We start from the raw sequence: 17,366 nt of genomic DNA on the forward strand, positions 1-17,366 counted from the left end.
CACCCGTCCCATATTCAGGGCGGGCAAGATGCCCACCCCACAAGATGGATAGTTTATTTATTGGAAATCCCTAACTCCTAACTTATAACTCTTCACTTTTAACTTTTGTCAGCAAACCTTCACAAGCATCGATCAGTAAATCAATCACCTGATTAAATCCCTCTTGACCTCCGTAATAGGGATCTGGGACTTCCTTCAGGCTGTGTCGAGAGCAAAACTCGCACATCAAACGCACTTTATGCTGATATTGTTCAGTTTGATCAAGACTGAGGATGTTCTCATAATTTTCTTGATCCATCGCCAAAATCAAATCAAAGTCTTGAAAGTCCGACTTTTGAAACTGGCGTGCTTGACCACGCAGTTTAATTCCCAACTTTGTAGCCGCCGCAGCACTCATGCGTCTGTCAGGTGGGCTACCAATGTGATAACTAGATGTACCAGCAGAGTCACAGAGGATGCCATCGCTCAAGCCAGCCTGCTCAATTAGATGATTCATGATATTTTCTGCCGATGGCGATCGGCAGATGTTACCTAAGCAGACAAACAGCAACTTGTAAGGCATAGATATTATTTGTCCTTTGTCAATAGTCATTTGTCCTTTGTCCTTTGTCCAACGACCAACGACCAATGACCCTTCGGGTTCACCAGTTGCTCATGGAGGAAACCCCCAAGACCGCACTGGCTCACCAATGACTAGTGACCAATGACTAAAATCCAGGTAACTCCAACCCACTGGTTAATTCTTCCATGCGTTCCCGCATTGTTGCTGTAGATTTGTTGTAGGCTTCTTTCATTGCCACTGTCACAAGATCGGAAAGTACTTCTGCACCTTCCCCTAAAGCATCTGGAGAAATTTCCACTCGCTTGGGTTCTTGGTTCCCACTGACAATCACCTTCACCAAACCACCGCCAGATTCTCCTTGAATCTCCATTTGCTCCAATTCTTCTTGGAGTCGCTTTGCGCCTTCTTGAACTTGCTGCGCTTTCTTAAAAGCTTCGGCCAGTTCCTTCATTTTTCCTAAGCCAAAGCCAAATCCCTGTCCTTTTCCTGTCATAATTATTTGTACGCGTGTGCGCTGAATAACAAATCAAATTCAATTATAGATGCGGTAAGTAATTTGCCTGTTTTTTTACCAATAATTAATGCATTGGGCATTGGGAATTGGGCATTGGTTACATTCCAACTTCCTGATCTCCCTCATTTCCTCAGTTCCCAATCCCCCTTACCGGAATTTAAAGTTTCAACAAGCACCTTGAAACTCTCCGAGCATTTTGACTTCTGGCTCTAAATTAATAGACCAACGTTCTTGTACTTGATGTTGGATGTGGCGAATGAGACAGAAGATGTCACTAGCTTTTGCTCCACCACGGTTAACGATGAAATTAGCATGGAGTAGCGCTACTTGCGCCCCACCAATTTGGTAGCCTTTTAAACCAGTTTGTTCAATTAACCAGCCAGCGCTATAAGGTTTGGGATTGCGGAACACACTGCCACAACTGGGGAAGTTGTATGGTTGGGTGCTTAACCGATGCTTTTTGTGTTCTTTGGTGATTGCCACAACTTTTGCTGGGTCGGCACCTGGGGCGAGTTGTAAGGTGGCTTGGGTGACTATGCGATCGCCACCTTGCAATAATGAAGTTCGGTAGCTATAACCTAACTGTTCAGGGGTAATAGTTTCCAGCGTCCCATCGGGTGAAAGTACCTGGGCACTAACTAACATATCTGCGATACAACTATTATGTGCCCCTGCATTCATCACCACGGCACCTCCTGCTGTTCCGGGGATGCCAACAGCCCATTCCAATCCTTCCCATCCTAATTCTGCTGCTGCCCATGCCAAACTGGGAATTGATTCTCCGGCTGCAACGGTTAATTGACCTGTCTGGGGATCAAAGTTGCTGAAGCGGAGATGACGAGTCGCAATGACTAAGCCTGATATACCACCATCGCTGACCAGCAAATTAGAACCTGCTCCCAGTGTTGTCACCTTTAAATCACGTTCTTTTGCGTATTTAAGACTTGCTTGCAGTGCTTCTAAGTTCCGGGGGGAAACGTACAAATCAGCAGCTCCGCCAACTCTATAGGAAGTAAACGCTGATAAGGAAGCCTGGGACTTGATCGCACAATCACTATTGGGTAAGTAAATTACCTCTCTCTCCACCGAATTAGCTGTTTGCTGTTTCTTTGTATTCAAATCAGAAACTGTGCAGACGTTTCCAGCTGCCTGGGAAATGGTCATCTTTACTTTTTTTTGGTAAAATTTTTACATTTATTTACCGCAAAGATACGGTAATAGAGTTAACTTATGGAACCGTTGCTTTCGCAAAGTCTCCACTTAGGATGTGGCTTTAGCAGGCTCACAAAGTGTTGTAATTAGTTCAGGAATCACCTGATTCAAGTTTCCAGCCCCCAAAAACAGCGCCAAGTCTCCTGGGCGTAGTGTTTGCAGCAAGTATTCATACACTGCGGGTAAAGTTGGTTGATAAACTACAGGAGAATGCTGTTTAGCAATTTCCGCCGCTAGATTTTCACCACTAATTTGCCCTAAATTTGGTTCGCCTGCACTGTAAATATCAGTCAGCACAACCAAATCAGCATAGGTAAAGGACTGGGCAAATTCTTCTAAAAAGGTCAGTGTCCGGCTATAGCGATGGGGTTGGAAGATGGCAACCACTCTTTGCCCTGGTCTTGCCTGTAAACGGGCTGCGGCGAGAGTAACGCGAATCTCGCTGGGATGATGAGCATAGTCATCAATGAAGGTAATGCCATTGACTTCACCTCGGAACTCAAAGCGTCGTCTTGCTCCTTCAAAGGTGGCGATGCCTTTGGCAATTGCTCCAAATTCTAAGCCCAAGGCGCGACCAACGGCCACTGCTGCTAAGGCATTGCTGAGATTGTGCCGACTGAGCAGCCGCAACTTCAACACACCCAAAGCTTTGCCTCTTTCCCAAACTAAAGCTGTGGTGCCATCAGCACGATAATCAATATTGGTGACGGTGTAATCAGCGTCAGTATCTGAGTGTAAGCTGTAACTGATTGTGGGTTGTAAGCGATCGCGCACTGTCGCACAGTCAATGCTACCTATTAACGTTTTACAACCCTTAGCAAATGTCTGGAAGATGTCAATAACTTCTTCTAATGTATCGTAATGGTCAGGATGATCGAGTTCAATATTGGTGATAATCCCAATTTCAGCAGCGTGTTTTACCAGAGAACCATCTGATTCATCTGCTTCGGCTACCAAATATTGGCTTTCTCCCAGTCGAGCATTACCGGACCATGCATTGACTTCGCCACCTACTAAAATCGTTGGGTCTAGACCTGCTTCCAAAAGCATATAGCCAATCATGCTACTGGTTGTAGTTTTGCCGTGTGTTCCTGCCACTGCAATACTGTAGTAATCGGCAATTAAAGCTGCCAGTAGATCCGAACGATGTAAAATTGGACAACCTAAATCCAGCGCTGCTTTGTATTCTAAATTATTCGTGTTAATTGCTGTTGAACAAATGACTTGAGGCAGTTTCGACTTAGTATCAACAGGTAATTCTTCTTGTGAATTTAATACTTCTGCATTCGCCAATACTTGGGGGCGAAAGAATTCGAGATTGCTTGCCTCTTGTTTAGCAAAAATATGAGCGCCGATAGATTCCAACTTGTGCGTAATGTGGTTGGGACGAAGATCCGAACCTGACACAGGAAATTTACGCTTGGCGAGAACGTATGCCAGAGCAGACATACCTATGCCACCGATGCCAATGAAATGAAATGGTCTACCACTAAAATCTACAGAATTAGTCATTTATTGCTCCTCTTACACCACACCACACCATAATCACAAATGACACGCGTATCATAACAGGAATTTGATTTTTACCGTAACTACTCCTGTATGATGTTTATGTTTGATGCCCAAATAATATTTCCGCTCTGGTTTTCCTTGTTCAGAATGATTTTACCTTGGTTGGAGGTTTTTGCTATTTCTGAATTGTTGTTAAGATTATTCTGAAAATTTTGGTCGCATCGGGAAAGAAATTCTTGTAATGTCAAATACATATTTTTGGCTACCTTACTGTAATTGGCTACATAATACATTGTTTAGTGAAACTGATTTGAAATTGCATCAAGTCTAGGCGGGAATTGAGTAAAATAGTACATTGTTAATGAAACTATTTTCCAATTGCATAAAACCCAGGCATAACTGGATGCAGCAACTAGCAATTTTTGGTGGCACATTTGATCCAATTCATTGGGGACACCTACTCGTAGCCGAGACAGCTTTGCATCAAGTATCCCTTGAAAAGGTAATTTGGGTGCCATCCCTAAATCCTCCTCACAAAGAAGCAGCTTTGTTTGAGCATCGTGTAGAAATGCTGCAATTGGCCATAAAAGATCACCCAGCGTTTACTGTCTCACTAGTGGAGACAAATCGCTCTGGGACATCTTATGCCATTAACACCCTGATTGACTTATCTGCTTCTTATCCAAATACTCACTGGTACTGGATTGTGGGCTTGGATACTTTCCAAACCTTACCCCGTTGGTACCGTGGACACGAACTAGCCCAAATGTGTGATTGGTTAATCGCACCCCGACTGCTAGGTGGTGAGACTATAACTCAAAGCAAATTAATCTGCAAGCAAGTGGAGCAACAAATCAAGGAGCAGTCTTTTACCATTCACTGGCAACTCTTGAGTACACCTTTAGTAGGAGTTTCGTCAAGTCTAATTCGCAAATTTTGCCGCGAAGGCCAGTCAATTCGTTATTTAGTCCCGGAATCGGTTAGATCATATATCACTAACAACAATATCTACTCTGACAAATCTGAATAAATTATGTGTTTTTTTGTTGATCTAACACTTTATGGTTAAAAGTGCCCCCCCCCTTTGCGATATGATTGGGGTCAACGATATCAACATATAAGCATAAATACAGAGGGCAAGACACTGTGATTAGAGTTGCAATCAACGGTTTCGGGCGGATTGGACGTAACTTTGCGCGTTGCTGGGTGGGTAGAGAGAATAGTAGAATCGATCTTGTCGCTATTAATGACACTTCAGACCCTAGAACCAATGCTCACCTGCTGAAGTATGACTCGATGCTAGGGAAGATCAAGGGTGCTGAGATTAGTGCCGATGATAACTCTATTATCGTTAACGGTAAGACCATTAAGTGCGTATCCGATCGCAACCCAGAAAAGTTGCCCTGGAGAGATTGGGGAATTGACCTAATTATCGAAGCAACCGGGGTATTTACTAGCAAAGAAGGAGCGCTGAAGCATGTGAATGCTGGAGCCAAGAAAGTTCTGATTACCGCTCCTGGTAAAAACGAGGATGGCACTTTTGTGGTTGGTGTGAATCATCATGATTATGACCACAACATACACAACATTATCAGTAATGCTAGCTGTACTACCAACTGCTTGGCACCAATTGCCAAGGTGTTGAACGATAAGTTCGGCATCATCAAAGGTACCATGACCACCACCCATAGCTATACAGGCGATCAGCGCTTGCTAGACGCTTCTCACCGGGATTTGCGACGGGCGAGGGCAGCAGCGATAAACATTGTACCCACCTCCACTGGTGCAGCGAAAGCAGTGGCGCTGGTTATCCCAGACCTCAGAGGCAAGCTAAATGGCGTTGCCTTGCGTGTACCAACCCCGAACGTCTCAATGGTAGATTTCGTAGTTCAGGTTGAGAAGCGTACTATTACTGAAGAAGTTAACCAAGCTCTCAAAGATGCTGCCGAAGGCCCACTTAAAGGTATTTTGGCCTACAGCGAACTAGAACTGGTATCGTCTGATTATCAAGGTCATGATGCTTCTTCGATTGTCGATGCTAACTTGACTTTAGTCTTAGGTAATGACTTAGTGAAAGTTATGGCGTGGTATGACAACGAGTGGGGTTACAGCCAACGAGTCTTGGATTTGGCAGAATTGGTAGCTGAGAAGTGGGTTTAATTAGTCATTGGTCATTAGTCATTAGAAAAATGACAAAGGACAAATGACAAAGGACTATTGACCAAAGTGTTGAAATCCCTGGCTAAGACTCAGAACTTGGTCGGGGAATTTTTTTTGTTCGTCGTGCAATAATACTGTTGATCCAGGTGTAATTTTGCCTACGATCGCAGCACCTTCACCAAGATGTTGTACTAAGGCTAATGCTGGTTCTTGTGGTAAGCACAGCACTAATTCAAAGTCTTCGCCACCGTATAGAGCATATTTTAGCGCTTGCTCTTCTGGCAACCAATGGTTAAAAGTTTTTGGTACGGGAATTTGTCTGCGTTCTAAAACAGCGCCAACGCCACTAGCACGGCAAATTTGAATAATCGCATCTGCTAAACCATCACTGCTATCCATACCAGCAATGGGGAGTCGATAGTTAGGAGTAGAGACGCGATTAATCGCGTCTCTACAGGAGTTAGGAGTTAAGATTTTCCAGATGATTGGTAAGACATCTAATCGTGGCTGTGGGCGTTGGTGTGCGTGGATTAGAGCCGTGCGTTCTGTATTTTTGAGGTCTTGTCCTAATTCGGAATGTAAGAGCAGTTCTAAGCCAGCATGGGAGGCTCCATGAACACCTGTAACGATGATCGCATCTCCGACAACAGCAGCAGAACGGCGGATAATTTGACTAGGGTTAACTTGACCAAAAGCGGTAATTGCCAGAGTAGTTATAGGCGATCGCACAATATCACCCCCAACAATTGAGGTATTATATTTTTCCAGGCATTCTGTCATTCCCTGGTACAAGCGTTCTACCCAACTCACGTTTAATTCACCAGGGAGTCCCAACCCGACAGTGATTCCTAATGGGGAAGCACCCATTGCGGCTAAATCTGATAAATTGGCAGCAGCAGCTCGCCAACCTGCATCTTCTGGGGAAGTGGTGAGGTTGCTAAAATGCACACCATCAACCAGTACATCTGTAGTAACCACCAAAGATTGTCCTGGTACAGTCTCAAGTACTGCGGCATCATCCCCAATAATTTCTGGTGGACAGAAACGCTGCAATCTTTCTAAAAGACCTTGTTCACCAATATCTTTGATTTTAGTCATTAGTCATTTGTTATTGGTTAATTCTCCCCATATCTTTCATCTCCCTCATCCCCCACTTCCCTTGTAGGGAAGGGGTTGGGGGTTAGGTCTGAGAGAAAGTTGCACACGGCGTTAATTATTCTCCCCCTGCTGCCCTCTTAATTATGCTGCTTGCGGCTCAACCAGATTTTCTATTCCCTGAACCACTTTTGCCGATTCAATTTTGTCACCAGCCTTCAGTTTATCCAAAACTTCTCTGCCTTCAGTGAGATAGCCAAAAACGGCATAACGACCATCTAATAGGTTGCGGCCGGCGGGAGTGAGTTCGGGGTCAAACAAAAAGAAGAAAAATTGTGATGAACCACCATTTACTTCACTTTCGGGACGAGCCATCACCACTGCACCAAAGGCAGAAAAAGGCAGAACTGGCATATCAAGGTAACGACCAGCTTCTTCTAGAGTAATGCCATAAGTAGGTGCTTTATCGCCTTTAACTAAAACTTCTAAAGGAATAGCACGATATTTGCTCGTTGTTGGGTCAATGAAACCCACTTCTTTGCCAGCAGGATCTCCAGTTTGGAGAAAGTAAGATTCTTCAGAACGGGAAAATTCTAAACCATTATAAAAACCCCTTTGTACCAAATCTACAAAATTACCAGAAGTTACAGGGGCGCTGTAACCATCTACAACAAAGGTTAAATCGCCTTTGTTGGTTTTGAATTCTACAGTGGCACGACCTTTAAGTTGGGGCAGGTTACTATATTCCGTAGGCACTTCAAAGGGGAATTGTTTCACCATTGACTCTTCTAGCGCAGTAACGAGATTTAGTAGTTTAGTTCTCTCTTGCAGAATTTGTTCTTTATCTTTGCTGTTCGCCAATTCTTGCAATTTACCCACCCCAGATTTCAACTCGGTAATCCAAGCTTCCGCTTGGGGTTGGCGTTCTGCGGGAACGCTTGTTAAGATTTGAGAAGGTTTATCGAGAATGCGGGATGCTTGGCTAATGTCTTTGGAAATAGCACCCCAACGTCGATTCGCCCGCAGTTGGGCAGAGATGTCCTCTAAACTGCCTTGTAGTTGCCGCACAGGTTTGTTATCTATCGGGAGTGCATACCGCAACAAAGCCTTTCCGTCGGTAATTGCATTGCCGGCTGGTAGTGCGGCGCTACTGGAGGGAGTCCACCCAGCTGTAGTTATGCCTAAAAATATTGTTACCAGCAGTATTGCCATTAGGCTGTTCTTCAGCCAGGATTTTAATAAGTTAAGCATGGGATAACTCAAATGCAGCAGTGAATTGTTGACTGGACGTAACCCATAAATAATCTTCCCACGTTAGGTGATGAGTGAAGCAGAGGGAGAAATCAATTCAAAATTCAAAATTAAAGAACTTCTGCCTCCTGCCTCCTGCCTCCTCTTTCCCAATGCCCAATGACTAAATAGCTAATTACTCCGCTAGAAGGGTACAATAAATGCCGATTGTCTTCCAAAATTTGAAAGTTTCATGATCTCCAGTAACGACTTTCGACCCGGTGTTTCAATTGTATTAGATGGGTCTGTATGGCGAGTGCTTGAATTCCTGCACGTCAAACCAGGCAAAGGTTCCGCCTTTGTAAGAACTAAGTTAAAAAATGTCCAGAGTGGGAGCGTGATGGAAAAAACGTTCCGAGCCGGAGAAACACTGCCCCAAGCCACCCTAGAAAAAAGCACGATGCAACATACCTATAAAGAGGGCGATGAGTTCGTCTTTATGGATATGGAAACCTACGAAGAAGGCAGATTAACCAAGGCACAAATTGGCGATCGCGTCAAATACCTCAAGGAAGGTATGGAAGCTGAGGTGATTAAATGGGGCGAACAGGTGCTAGGAGTAGAATTGCCTAAGTCTGTGGTGCTGGAAATTATCCAAACAGATCCAGGTTTAAAAGGTGACACCGCCACAGGTGGCTCAAAACCAGCAACTCTGGAAACTGGTGCAGTTGTGATGGTTCCTTTGTTTATTTCCCAAGGAGAACGCATCAAAGTTGATACTCAGGAAGATAAATATATCAGCAGGGAATAACTTTCATCTCTACTGTGAGATGCTCCCGATTTAAATCCCTACATAGGGATTAATTCCCTGCCACACTTAAAATGCTAATTTACGGATAGGTCGAGGTAATAAAAACTGTGCCATTGGACTTTAATGAAATCCGCCAATTATTGGCAACGATCGCACAAACAGATATTGCAGAAGTCATACTCAAAAGCGATGACTTTGAGCTAACAGTCCGTAAGGCTGTGAGCGTTAGCAATCAGATGTTGTCGGTAAGTCAAGGGGCTTTAGGCGGTGTGGTAGGTTCTGGCTCGACATCGGGTTCATCTGGGGGAAACCAGGTGAACACAAGTCAGCTAACGGAGGTGTCCACATCTCGCGTGTTTGAGAATACTGGTACTAGCACACAATTGCAACTGTCAGTAAGTCCTCCCTCAACTATTGACCAAAGATTAGTAGAAGTACCTTCCCCGATGGTAGGAACCTTTTATCGCGCTCCTGCGCCGGGGGAAGCAGCATTTGTGGAAGTGGGCGATCGCATCCGCAAGGGTCAAACAGTCTGTATCATTGAAGCCATGAAGCTGATGAATGAAATCGAAGCTGAAGTTTCTGGCCAGGTGATGGAAATTCTTCTGCAAAATGGTGACGCTGTAGAATATGGTCAACCTTTGATGCGAATTAACCCCGATTAAGTATTAATGTATATATCAAGTGAGTAGTTAAAACTTTCAGTCTTTGCGGGTTAATCCTGATGAAACAAACGTTGCCTTTACCACCAGAAGTGGTGCAACAAGTAGCTGAATACTTCAGCCTTTTAAGTGAGCCAATGCGCCTGCGGCTGCTACACTTATTACGGGATGAAGAAAAATGCGTGCAAGAGTTGGTAGAGGCAACACAGACTTCTCAGGCAAATGTGTCAAAACACCTGAAGGTAATGTGGCAAGCAGGTATTCTTAGCCGCCGCAGTGAAGGAACTTGCGCCTATTACCGGGTGGAAGATCAAATGATTTTTGATTTGTGTAATCGGGTTTGCGATCGCCTAGCCACAAGGTTAGAACAGCAAGCCCGTAATTTTCGTGTATTAAATAGCAAACGGTAAGCTTAATAAAAGTTATGAGTTATGAGTTATGAGTTAATGAATTAAAATTGCTCACTCCTAACTTCTAACTCCTAACTTTTTTAAAGTGGATAATCTTTTTGAAAGTTTTCACGAGTTAGCGGTTGTTGTAACTCTACACCCTCACCGCCTAAAACATCCAATGGTTTGCCGTTCACGTCAATGTACACCTTGGCTTTGGGATTTAAAGTTGTCGCAGTATAAACAACTTGTCCCACGCGACCCATCATTGAAGTGCTACCGCCACCACTGGTAAAATCTTCAGATAAATTAACGTGAACCTCATTATTTTCCGCCTTCAGCCCCAATAGTTTGGTTCCTTTAGGGATGGTTGTAGTATCTGTCCCTTCTGTTGGGCCTGCTAACAAACTTTGGAAAGCTGCTTCTAAAGGCTGGTTGGGTAGTATAGAAGCTACTTTAACTGGCTGGGGAACCAAAACAACATTTTTGTCCTTTGATCTGAGCCAATAAACGTTAGGCGTTTGCTCATTAGCTGGCTGCTTAGTTGATGGCTGTACTGGTTGAGCGATTTGCCCAGAGGGGTTTGACGGTATGGGAGTATTGCTGGAGTGTGAGGTAAACCAAGCCACACCGCCACCCACCGCTACAACCACTGCTGACACAGCTGCAATTACGCCTGAAGAAATCCGATTAGATCCTTGTTGGTCTTTCATGTTCAAAACCTTCCTAACTGAGGGCTGATATGGTAGTTATGTGAGGAGCAGCCTGGTTAACGACGATACTTACAAGTGGAGAGTTTCCCACAACCGAGAGGAGACTTTATGCCTCTTAATTCTGCAAGTCCCGGTTTCAATTCTAGAATTTTTACTTCTAATCCGTCACCTACCAAATTATGTAAATTTTGGGGAGTGGGGAATCTGACTTTTGTCGGTATCTGGAAAACCTCTCTCTAAATCTCTCTCCTAAAAGGAGAGAGACTTTGAATTTTCCGCCTTACCATCGGGGGAAGGGGGTTAGGTTTTTCGTGGCACTTTCTAGATGACGTGAAAAGTCAGGCGGGGAATGGGGAATTTTCTACAGACGCGATTAATCGCGTCTCTACTCCCCTTTATCCTCTATTGCTTCGGTAATCCACTTATGAAGTGTAGTTGTAACTTCATCAATGACGATTTCTTGCGATTTACGGGTGGCTCTTTCTACAACTTCAACTTTGCCATTAGCGATCGCGCGTCCGGTTACAATTCTATAAGGTATGCCAATCAAGTCAGCATCTTTAAATTTCACTCCCGCCCGTTCATCTCTATCATCTAGTAGGGTTTCAATTCCCGCTTGATTGAGTTCTGTGTAAAGTTTTTGGGCGATTTCGACTTGTTGAGCATCCTTAATGTTGGGAATTGTGACGATGGCGTGGTAGGGTGCGATCGCAACTGGCCAAATAATCCCATCTTTATCGTAAGATTGCTCTACGGCAGCTTGTGCCAATCGTGACACACCTACACCAAAACAACCCATAAATAGCGGCTTCTCTTCACCCTGTTCATTGGTATAAGTTGCTCCCATCGCTTGGGAATATTTAGTACCTAATTGGAAGATGTGACCTGCTTCAATTCCACGGGCGCTTGCAAGGGTTTGTTCTGGGTTGTGGATGGCGCGATCGCCTGGCCTCGCTTTACGTATATCTACTACTGTGTTTGGTAGTTTAAATTGCTCAACCCAATTAGCACCAACTACGTGATATCCAGCTTCATTCGCACCTGTAACAAAGTTTTTTAAATCAACGGCTGTTTGATCCACTAAGCGCAAAAATTTAGGATGGATCTGTTTATTGGCGGTAATATACTCATCTGCGATGTCTGGCGCAATGTAGCCTAAAGGTAGAGATTTAGCTCTCCATGCTTGCTGCGCTTCTATATTTGGTACATTCAAACTAATAATAGTTTTAGCACCATATTCAGAAGATAATTTGGTCAATTCATTTTGCAACTTAACTTCATTAACTTCCTGATCGCCTCGGATGCTTACCAAAACTAACACCGTTATACCATTATCATAAACTGTCTGATAAAGGACATTTTTCACTAATTGAGTCGGAGAACAGTTGAGCAGTTGACAAACCTTTTCAATCGTTTCTGTTCCAGGTGTATCCCGTTTCTCGTAGGTTGTAAACCGTGAGGTTTCGGTGTCAATTGGTAAAGAAACAGCCTTTTCTACGTTAGCGGCGTATTGACCATCTTCAGTGTAGAGAACTTCGTCTTCGCCAGCTTCCGCTAAAATCATAAATTCTGTGGAACCAGAACCACCAATTGCACCAGAATCAGCCTCTACTGCCCGAAAAGCTAAACCAGAACGCCGCAGTATATTGCTGTAGGCTTTATACATATCCTGGTAAGTTTCTTTGAGGCTGGCTTCATCGGTATGGAAAGAGTAGCCGTCCTTCATGATAAACTCTCGTCCGCGCATTAAACCAAAGCGGGGACGAATTTCATCACGAAATTTGGTTTGAATTTGGTAGAGATGTAATGGTAGCTGGCGATAAGAGCGAATCATATCACGAGCGATCGCTGTGATGACTTCTTCATGAGTTGGGCCTAATCCTAATTGTTGCTCACGGCGGTCAATTAGGGAAAACATAATCCCTTCAGCTTTCGTATAAGTGTCCCAGCGTCCCGATTCCTTCCATAAATCAGCAGGTTGTAATTGCGGTAAGAGACATTCTTGTGCGCCTGTAGCGTTCATTTCTTCCCGCACAATCTGGGAAACTTTTTGCATTACCCGCCACATTAACGGCAAATAAGCATAAAGACCACTACCGATACGACGAATGTAGCCTGCACGGAGTAATAATTTATGGCTAGGAATCTCAGCATCAGCCGGATCATCCCGCAGTGTAACAAATAACATTTGTGAAAGTCGCATCGTTTATTCCCTTTCCAGAATCTCTAATTTGTTTATAAACCACTTGGCGATTAGAAATCGCGGCCACACAAACTCTCGTCCGCCTGTGCGGACTAAAAAGGTATCCTAGTTTTTGAACTTGCGTGGTGTGCGATGGCTTTGCCCGCCGCAGGCATCGGCATCTTACAGCCATTAAGATGTGGCATGATATAATCTTTGCAACTATTTTATTTAATCTAGGTCTAGGTTATGAGTCCTTTGACATTAAAACTAGACACTGTTAATTTAAGTGACGAACAATTTTATCACTTATGTCAAAATAACCGCGAATTGAAATTTGAACGCACTGCCAAGGGAAAATTAATCATCATGTTCCCCGTTGGAGGTGAAAGCGGGAATCGGGAAGCAGATTTAATTATTGATTTGGGAATCTGGAATCGGCAAACTGGACTCGGTTACACTTTCAGTTCTTCTACTATATTCAAATTACCCAATGGTGGCGATCGCTCTCCAGATGCTGCTTGGATTCAACGAGAAGGTTGGCAAGTACTTACACCGGAACAAAGACCCAAATTTCCCCCCATTGCACCAGATTTTGTCATTGAATTAAGGTCAGCAACAGATGATTTAGAAATGTTGCGTTCCCAAATGCAAGAGTATATGAATGCAGGAGTACAATTGGGATGGTTGATAAATCCCCAACAAGAGCAAGTGCAAATTTATCGCCAAAAACAAGATGTGGAAGTGCGAAATCTGCCTACACAATTATCGGGTGAAAATGTATTACCAGGATTTGGCTTGAGTCTATCCTGTTATTAAGATTTGCAAGTGCCGCTAAACCTCCACTATCTGCCCATACTTTAGACATCTGACATCTCCAGAAAAGAAAAAGACCCCTCTCCAAACCTCTCCCCGAAACGGAGAGAGGCTTTAAAATCCCCCTTCCCTGGTAGGGAAGGGGGGAAGGGGGGTTAGGTCTGCGTATAATTGTGTGGTATCTGAATTTTTTCTGGAGATGTCTTTTCCATCGCATCAGAAAACACTCTATAAGTCTGCGTAGATGCACTTCATCTGGCTATGCAGGTTTTGTATTTCGACTGCACTCAACACAAGTCTGTGTAGGTGCGACTTCAGTCGCCAAAGCATCTTACAGCCGTTAAGATAACTTAAAAGAAATAACCACAGGGTGATTGGAAATCGCGGCATCTTTAGGAGAAACTACCTTGGCAAATGTAATTTATCAAGCACAGGCACCCTTAGAATTTATTCCTCCGGCGTTTAACCCCTTAGTTCTACGAGTTGTCCATCTGTTGCTACCCAGTTGGATAAACTGGCAAACACCTATTACCCAAATTGAAGCAGACAACGTAGAAGTTCTGGTGGATCTCTATCGCCAGTTTCAGGAGGGTAAGATCCGTTTTATGCTGGCATTTCGCCATCCTAAAACAGACGATCCGTTTTGTTTGGCCTACTTGCTGTCTCAACTTGTACCAAAGGTAGCGCGATCGCAAGGTACAGCCCTACAATTTCCGATTCACGCTCATTTTATCTACGATCGCGGCATTCCTCTATGGGCAGGTGACTACGTTGGCTGGATTGCTTCTCGTTTAGGTGGTACTCCGATTCAGCGAGGTAAGGCTGACTGGACGGGGTTACGTTCGGCGCGTGATTTGTTCGCCAATGGGAAATTTCCGATGGCGGCTGCCCCAGAGGGTGCAACCAATGGGTTATCGGAGAATATTAGCCCTCTAGAACCTGGCATTGCCCAATTAGGTTTTTGGTGTGCTGAAGATTTGCACAAAGCTGGACGCGACCAACAGGTTCTAATTGTACCAGTTGGGATTAAATATAGTTACGTTGATGCTCCTTGGGATGCGATCGCTAATCTTTTAAGTGAATTGGAAGCGGCAAGTGGTTTACCTGTGAATTCATCAGAAAATGCTTCCGTGGAGTCCCTTTATCCCCGATTGTTGACTTTGGCAGAACATTTACTTGTGCTAATGGAAGAATTTTACACTCGTTTTTATCATCAAAAACTGGCAGATGCGAAGATTGTCAATGGGCAAATTCCAGATAGAAATGAAGCGTTAGCAGTGCGTTTACAAGCTTTGTTGAATGCAGCGCTGTTAATATCAGAACAGTATTTTGATTTACAGTCAAAAGGTAATTTAAGTGACCGTTGTCGGCGAGTAGAACAAGCAGGTTGGAATTATATATTTAGAGAAGAGTTTAAGGATGTAAAAGGAGTATCTGCTGTTGAAAGAGCTTTAGGCGATCGCGTTGCGGAAGAAGCGAATGCACGGATGTGGCATATGCGTTTAGTAGAAAGTTTTGTGGCAGTTTCGGGTAATTATATTCGAGAAAATCCCACGGTAGAAAGGTTTGCTGAGACGACTTTAATTTTATGGAAGATGATTGATAAGATTAAAGGCAATAAAACTGTGCAACGTCCGCAATTGGGTAAGCAAAAAGTCAAAATTACTGTAGGTGAACCTATATCTATTTCTGAGCTTTACCCAGCATATAAAGAAAATCGTTTGAGTGCTAGACAATCTGTTGCCGATGTCACAAATGATTTACAACACGCCTTGGAAGGATTGATTAAGTAAATAAATAAAGCTAGCAAATATCTAAATTTAACTACAGCAATCCTCATGACAAAATGAACAAGTAAAAAACATATAGGATATTATCTGTGTTCACAGATTTAATCTGATTGCTGTATATTTATATAATTAGTCGAAAAGAACTTTAGCTATTAACAAATATCATGAATTTAGCATATTTAGTATTAGCACATAATACTCCAAAGCATTTGAGTAAATTGCTTAACGCCCTTAATAGTCCTAATGTTCAGTTCTTCATTCACATAGACAGCAAGAGCAATGAATCACTTTTTCAAGAAAAAATTCATCATGAAAATGTTACATTTATTCGAGATAGGGTATCTATTTATTGGGGTGAGTTTTCTATAGTAGAAGCTACTATAAATTTGATCAGAGAAGCGTTAAAAAGTCAAATAAAATTTGATTATCTAATCTTAATTAGTGGAAGTGATTATCCTTTGAAAAATGCAGTATATATAAATGACTATTTTACCCAAAGGGTTGGAACGGAGTTTATAAATTTAGTTGAAATGCCAAATCCAAAAGCAAACAAGCTTTTAGATAGACTTTATAGGTATAAACCACAGACACTTTACAATAACAGCTTTTATCGTACAGGCATCAAAATATTTTCTGTTATAACTAACAAAATTATACGTTGGAAACGTGATTACAACAAAGTTCTAAAACATCTCAAGCCTTATGCAGGAAGTCAATGGTGGGCATTGTCAGCAGATGCATGTGAATATATTTTATGTTTCATCGAAAGCAATCCTAAAACAGTAAAATTTTTTAAAAATACATGGATACCTGATGAGTTATTTTTCCAGACAATCATAGCTAATTCCAAATTCAAAACAAACGTCGCCAGAAATTTGACCTTTGCAGAATGGAAAAGCATTGAACATCCAGAATTCCTCAATCTAGAACATCTAGAGAAATTTGAAAAAATGGATAAAATTATGGTAGATAACATCTATGGAAAAGGTGAATTGCTTTTTGCAAGAAAGTTTAGAGATGAAAGCTCAGAACTTACCGATTTTATTGACAAGTGGAATCTTAAATCATAAGCACAATTACATATTCACTATGTTAATTGCCATGTGATATAGTAATCAGGTGCAGATGGAGTATCTGGGATCAAGCAGAAATTAATTAAAAGTTTTGCAGTTGCAGAGGTTAATTATGGAAACTACAACTAAAAGACAAGAGTTGTTAAAAGCAATTAATCAAAGACTAGAAAAAGCTTATGAAGACACTTTAGAAGATGTTCTAGAACTGTTAGATATTAGGAAAGTAGAAGACGAAGAAGATATTAAAGCCTTTGAAGAAGTTGAGAATCAACCTACTATTACTTGGGAGCAGTATAAACAAGAATTAGAATCGTGACTTATCAAATAGAAATTTCTAACAGGGCTGCAAAACAATTAAAAAAATTATCTACTGATATCCGAGATAGAATTAACGAGAAAATTTTAGAACTGGCTGAAAATCCCCGTCCTAGCGGCGTTGTCAAGCTATAAAATACTGACAACAAATATCGTATTCGTGTTGGCAATTATCGGATTTTGTACGAAATCTTAGATGATGTGCTGATAGTTAAGGTTGTTAGATTAGGGCATCGAAGAGATGTTTATCGAGATCAGTAGATTGTCAAGTGAATACTAAGTCGTCAATCTGCTTTTGCAGCGATTTTGAAATACGTCGGGTGCTATGAA

Annotated in this window: 17 protein-coding genes and 1 pseudogene; 10 read left to right on the forward strand and 8 right to left on the reverse strand. The window is 42.6% G+C overall.

Going from position 1 to position 17,366, the window contains the following annotated elements; all coding sequences use genetic code 11:
- Positions 1–82: 82 nt before the first annotated feature.
- From V7K50_RS26790 to murC, 4 genes are all read right to left on the reverse strand, one after another.
- Positions 83–562 (reverse strand): low molecular weight protein-tyrosine-phosphatase, encoded by a 480-nt coding sequence (locus V7K50_RS26790; protein ID WP_334965512.1) that lies wholly within the window; start codon positions 560–562, stop codon positions 83–85.
- 145 nt (positions 563–707) lie between these two features.
- Positions 708–1,055: a YbaB/EbfC family nucleoid-associated protein gene (locus tag V7K50_RS26795; protein ID WP_292762183.1), complete on the reverse strand. Its 348-nt coding sequence runs from the start codon at positions 1,053–1,055 to the stop codon at positions 708–710.
- Between the two features lie 186 nt (positions 1,056–1,241).
- Entirely contained in the window at positions 1,242–2,240 is a 999-nt protein-coding gene (gene murB, locus V7K50_RS26800; RefSeq protein ID WP_334965438.1) for a UDP-N-acetylmuramate dehydrogenase, read from the reverse strand.
- 96 nt (positions 2,241–2,336) lie between these two features.
- On the reverse strand, positions 2,337–3,800 hold the full coding sequence (murC, locus tag V7K50_RS26805) for a UDP-N-acetylmuramate--L-alanine ligase (protein WP_334965440.1): 1,464 nt from the start codon (positions 3,798–3,800) through the stop codon (positions 2,337–2,339).
- A gap of 403 nt (positions 3,801–4,203) precedes the next feature.
- On the opposite strand from murC, the gene nadD reads away from it, so the two are divergent.
- Positions 4,204–4,830, forward strand: a complete 627-nt coding sequence (gene nadD, locus V7K50_RS26810) for a nicotinate (nicotinamide) nucleotide adenylyltransferase (RefSeq protein ID WP_334965442.1) — start codon at positions 4,204–4,206, stop codon at positions 4,828–4,830.
- A gap of 116 nt (positions 4,831–4,946) precedes the next feature.
- Positions 4,947–5,960: a type I glyceraldehyde-3-phosphate dehydrogenase gene (locus tag V7K50_RS26815; RefSeq protein ID WP_334965444.1), complete on the forward strand. Its 1,014-nt coding sequence runs from the start codon at positions 4,947–4,949 to the stop codon at positions 5,958–5,960.
- Between the two features lie 54 nt (positions 5,961–6,014).
- Here the strand turns inward: V7K50_RS26815 and thiL are convergent, their stop codons facing one another.
- Both thiL and V7K50_RS26825 read right to left on the reverse strand, forming a co-directional pair.
- Entirely contained in the window at positions 6,015–7,058 is a 1,044-nt protein-coding gene (thiL, locus tag V7K50_RS26820) for a thiamine-phosphate kinase (RefSeq protein ID WP_334965446.1), read from the reverse strand.
- Positions 7,059–7,199: 141 nt separating this feature from the next.
- Entirely contained in the window at positions 7,200–8,306 is a 1,107-nt protein-coding gene (locus tag V7K50_RS26825; protein ID WP_334965448.1) for a peptidylprolyl isomerase, read from the reverse strand.
- A gap of 232 nt (positions 8,307–8,538) precedes the next feature.
- Here V7K50_RS26825 and efp point away from each other — a divergent pair, with 232 nt between their 5' ends.
- The 3 genes from efp (at position 8,539) to V7K50_RS26840 (ending at position 10,168) form a co-directional block, all read left to right on the forward strand.
- Complete coding sequence (efp, locus tag V7K50_RS26830) at positions 8,539–9,096, forward strand: elongation factor P (protein ID WP_334804241.1); 558 nt, start codon at positions 8,539–8,541, stop codon at positions 9,094–9,096.
- Positions 9,097–9,203: 107 nt separating this feature from the next.
- Positions 9,204–9,761: an acetyl-CoA carboxylase biotin carboxyl carrier protein gene (gene accB / locus V7K50_RS26835; RefSeq protein ID WP_334965450.1), complete on the forward strand. Its 558-nt coding sequence runs from the start codon at positions 9,204–9,206 to the stop codon at positions 9,759–9,761.
- Between the two features lie 59 nt (positions 9,762–9,820).
- Entirely contained in the window at positions 9,821–10,168 is a 348-nt protein-coding gene (locus tag V7K50_RS26840) for an ArsR/SmtB family transcription factor (RefSeq protein WP_104909018.1), read from the forward strand.
- Positions 10,169–10,248: 80 nt separating this feature from the next.
- Here the strand turns inward: V7K50_RS26840 and V7K50_RS26845 are convergent, their stop codons facing one another.
- A complete protein-coding gene (locus tag V7K50_RS26845) occupies positions 10,249–10,860 on the reverse strand; it encodes a GerMN domain-containing protein (RefSeq protein WP_334965452.1) in 612 nt (203 codons plus the stop codon).
- Positions 10,861–11,245: 385 nt separating this feature from the next.
- The gene (locus tag V7K50_RS26850) at positions 11,246–13,063 is read right to left on the reverse strand and encodes a proline--tRNA ligase (RefSeq protein WP_334965454.1); all 1,818 of its coding nucleotides are present in this window, start codon (positions 13,061–13,063) and stop codon (positions 11,246–11,248) included.
- 228 nt (positions 13,064–13,291) lie between these two features.
- Between V7K50_RS26850 and V7K50_RS26855 the strand changes: the two genes are divergently transcribed.
- The 5 genes and pseudogenes from V7K50_RS26855 (at position 13,292) to V7K50_RS26875 (ending at position 17,297) form a co-directional block, all read left to right on the forward strand.
- The gene (locus tag V7K50_RS26855; protein ID WP_334965456.1) at positions 13,292–13,861 is read left to right on the forward strand and encodes a Uma2 family endonuclease; all 570 of its coding nucleotides are present in this window, start codon (positions 13,292–13,294) and stop codon (positions 13,859–13,861) included.
- Between the two features lie 404 nt (positions 13,862–14,265).
- Positions 14,266–15,651, forward strand: coding sequence for a 1-acyl-sn-glycerol-3-phosphate acyltransferase (locus V7K50_RS26860; RefSeq protein ID WP_334965458.1), 1,386 nt, complete (start codon positions 14,266–14,268; stop codon positions 15,649–15,651).
- A 161-nt stretch (positions 15,652–15,812) separates the two neighbouring features.
- The gene (locus V7K50_RS26865; RefSeq protein ID WP_334965460.1) at positions 15,813–16,718 is read left to right on the forward strand and encodes a beta-1,6-N-acetylglucosaminyltransferase; all 906 of its coding nucleotides are present in this window, start codon (positions 15,813–15,815) and stop codon (positions 16,716–16,718) included.
- Positions 16,719–16,833: 115 nt separating this feature from the next.
- On the forward strand, positions 16,834–17,037 hold the full coding sequence (locus tag V7K50_RS26870; protein WP_334965462.1) for a hypothetical protein: 204 nt from the start codon (positions 16,834–16,836) through the stop codon (positions 17,035–17,037).
- A pseudogene (locus V7K50_RS26875) lies at positions 17,034–17,297 on the forward strand (type II toxin-antitoxin system RelE family toxin). Before V7K50_RS26870 ends, V7K50_RS26875 begins: the two are co-directional and overlap by 4 nt.
- The last annotated feature ends 69 nt before the right edge of the window (positions 17,298–17,366 follow it).

This window comes from Nostoc sp. (genome assembly GCF_036917135.1).
Classification (GTDB): domain Bacteria; phylum Cyanobacteriota; class Cyanobacteriia; order Cyanobacteriales; family Nostocaceae; genus Nostoc.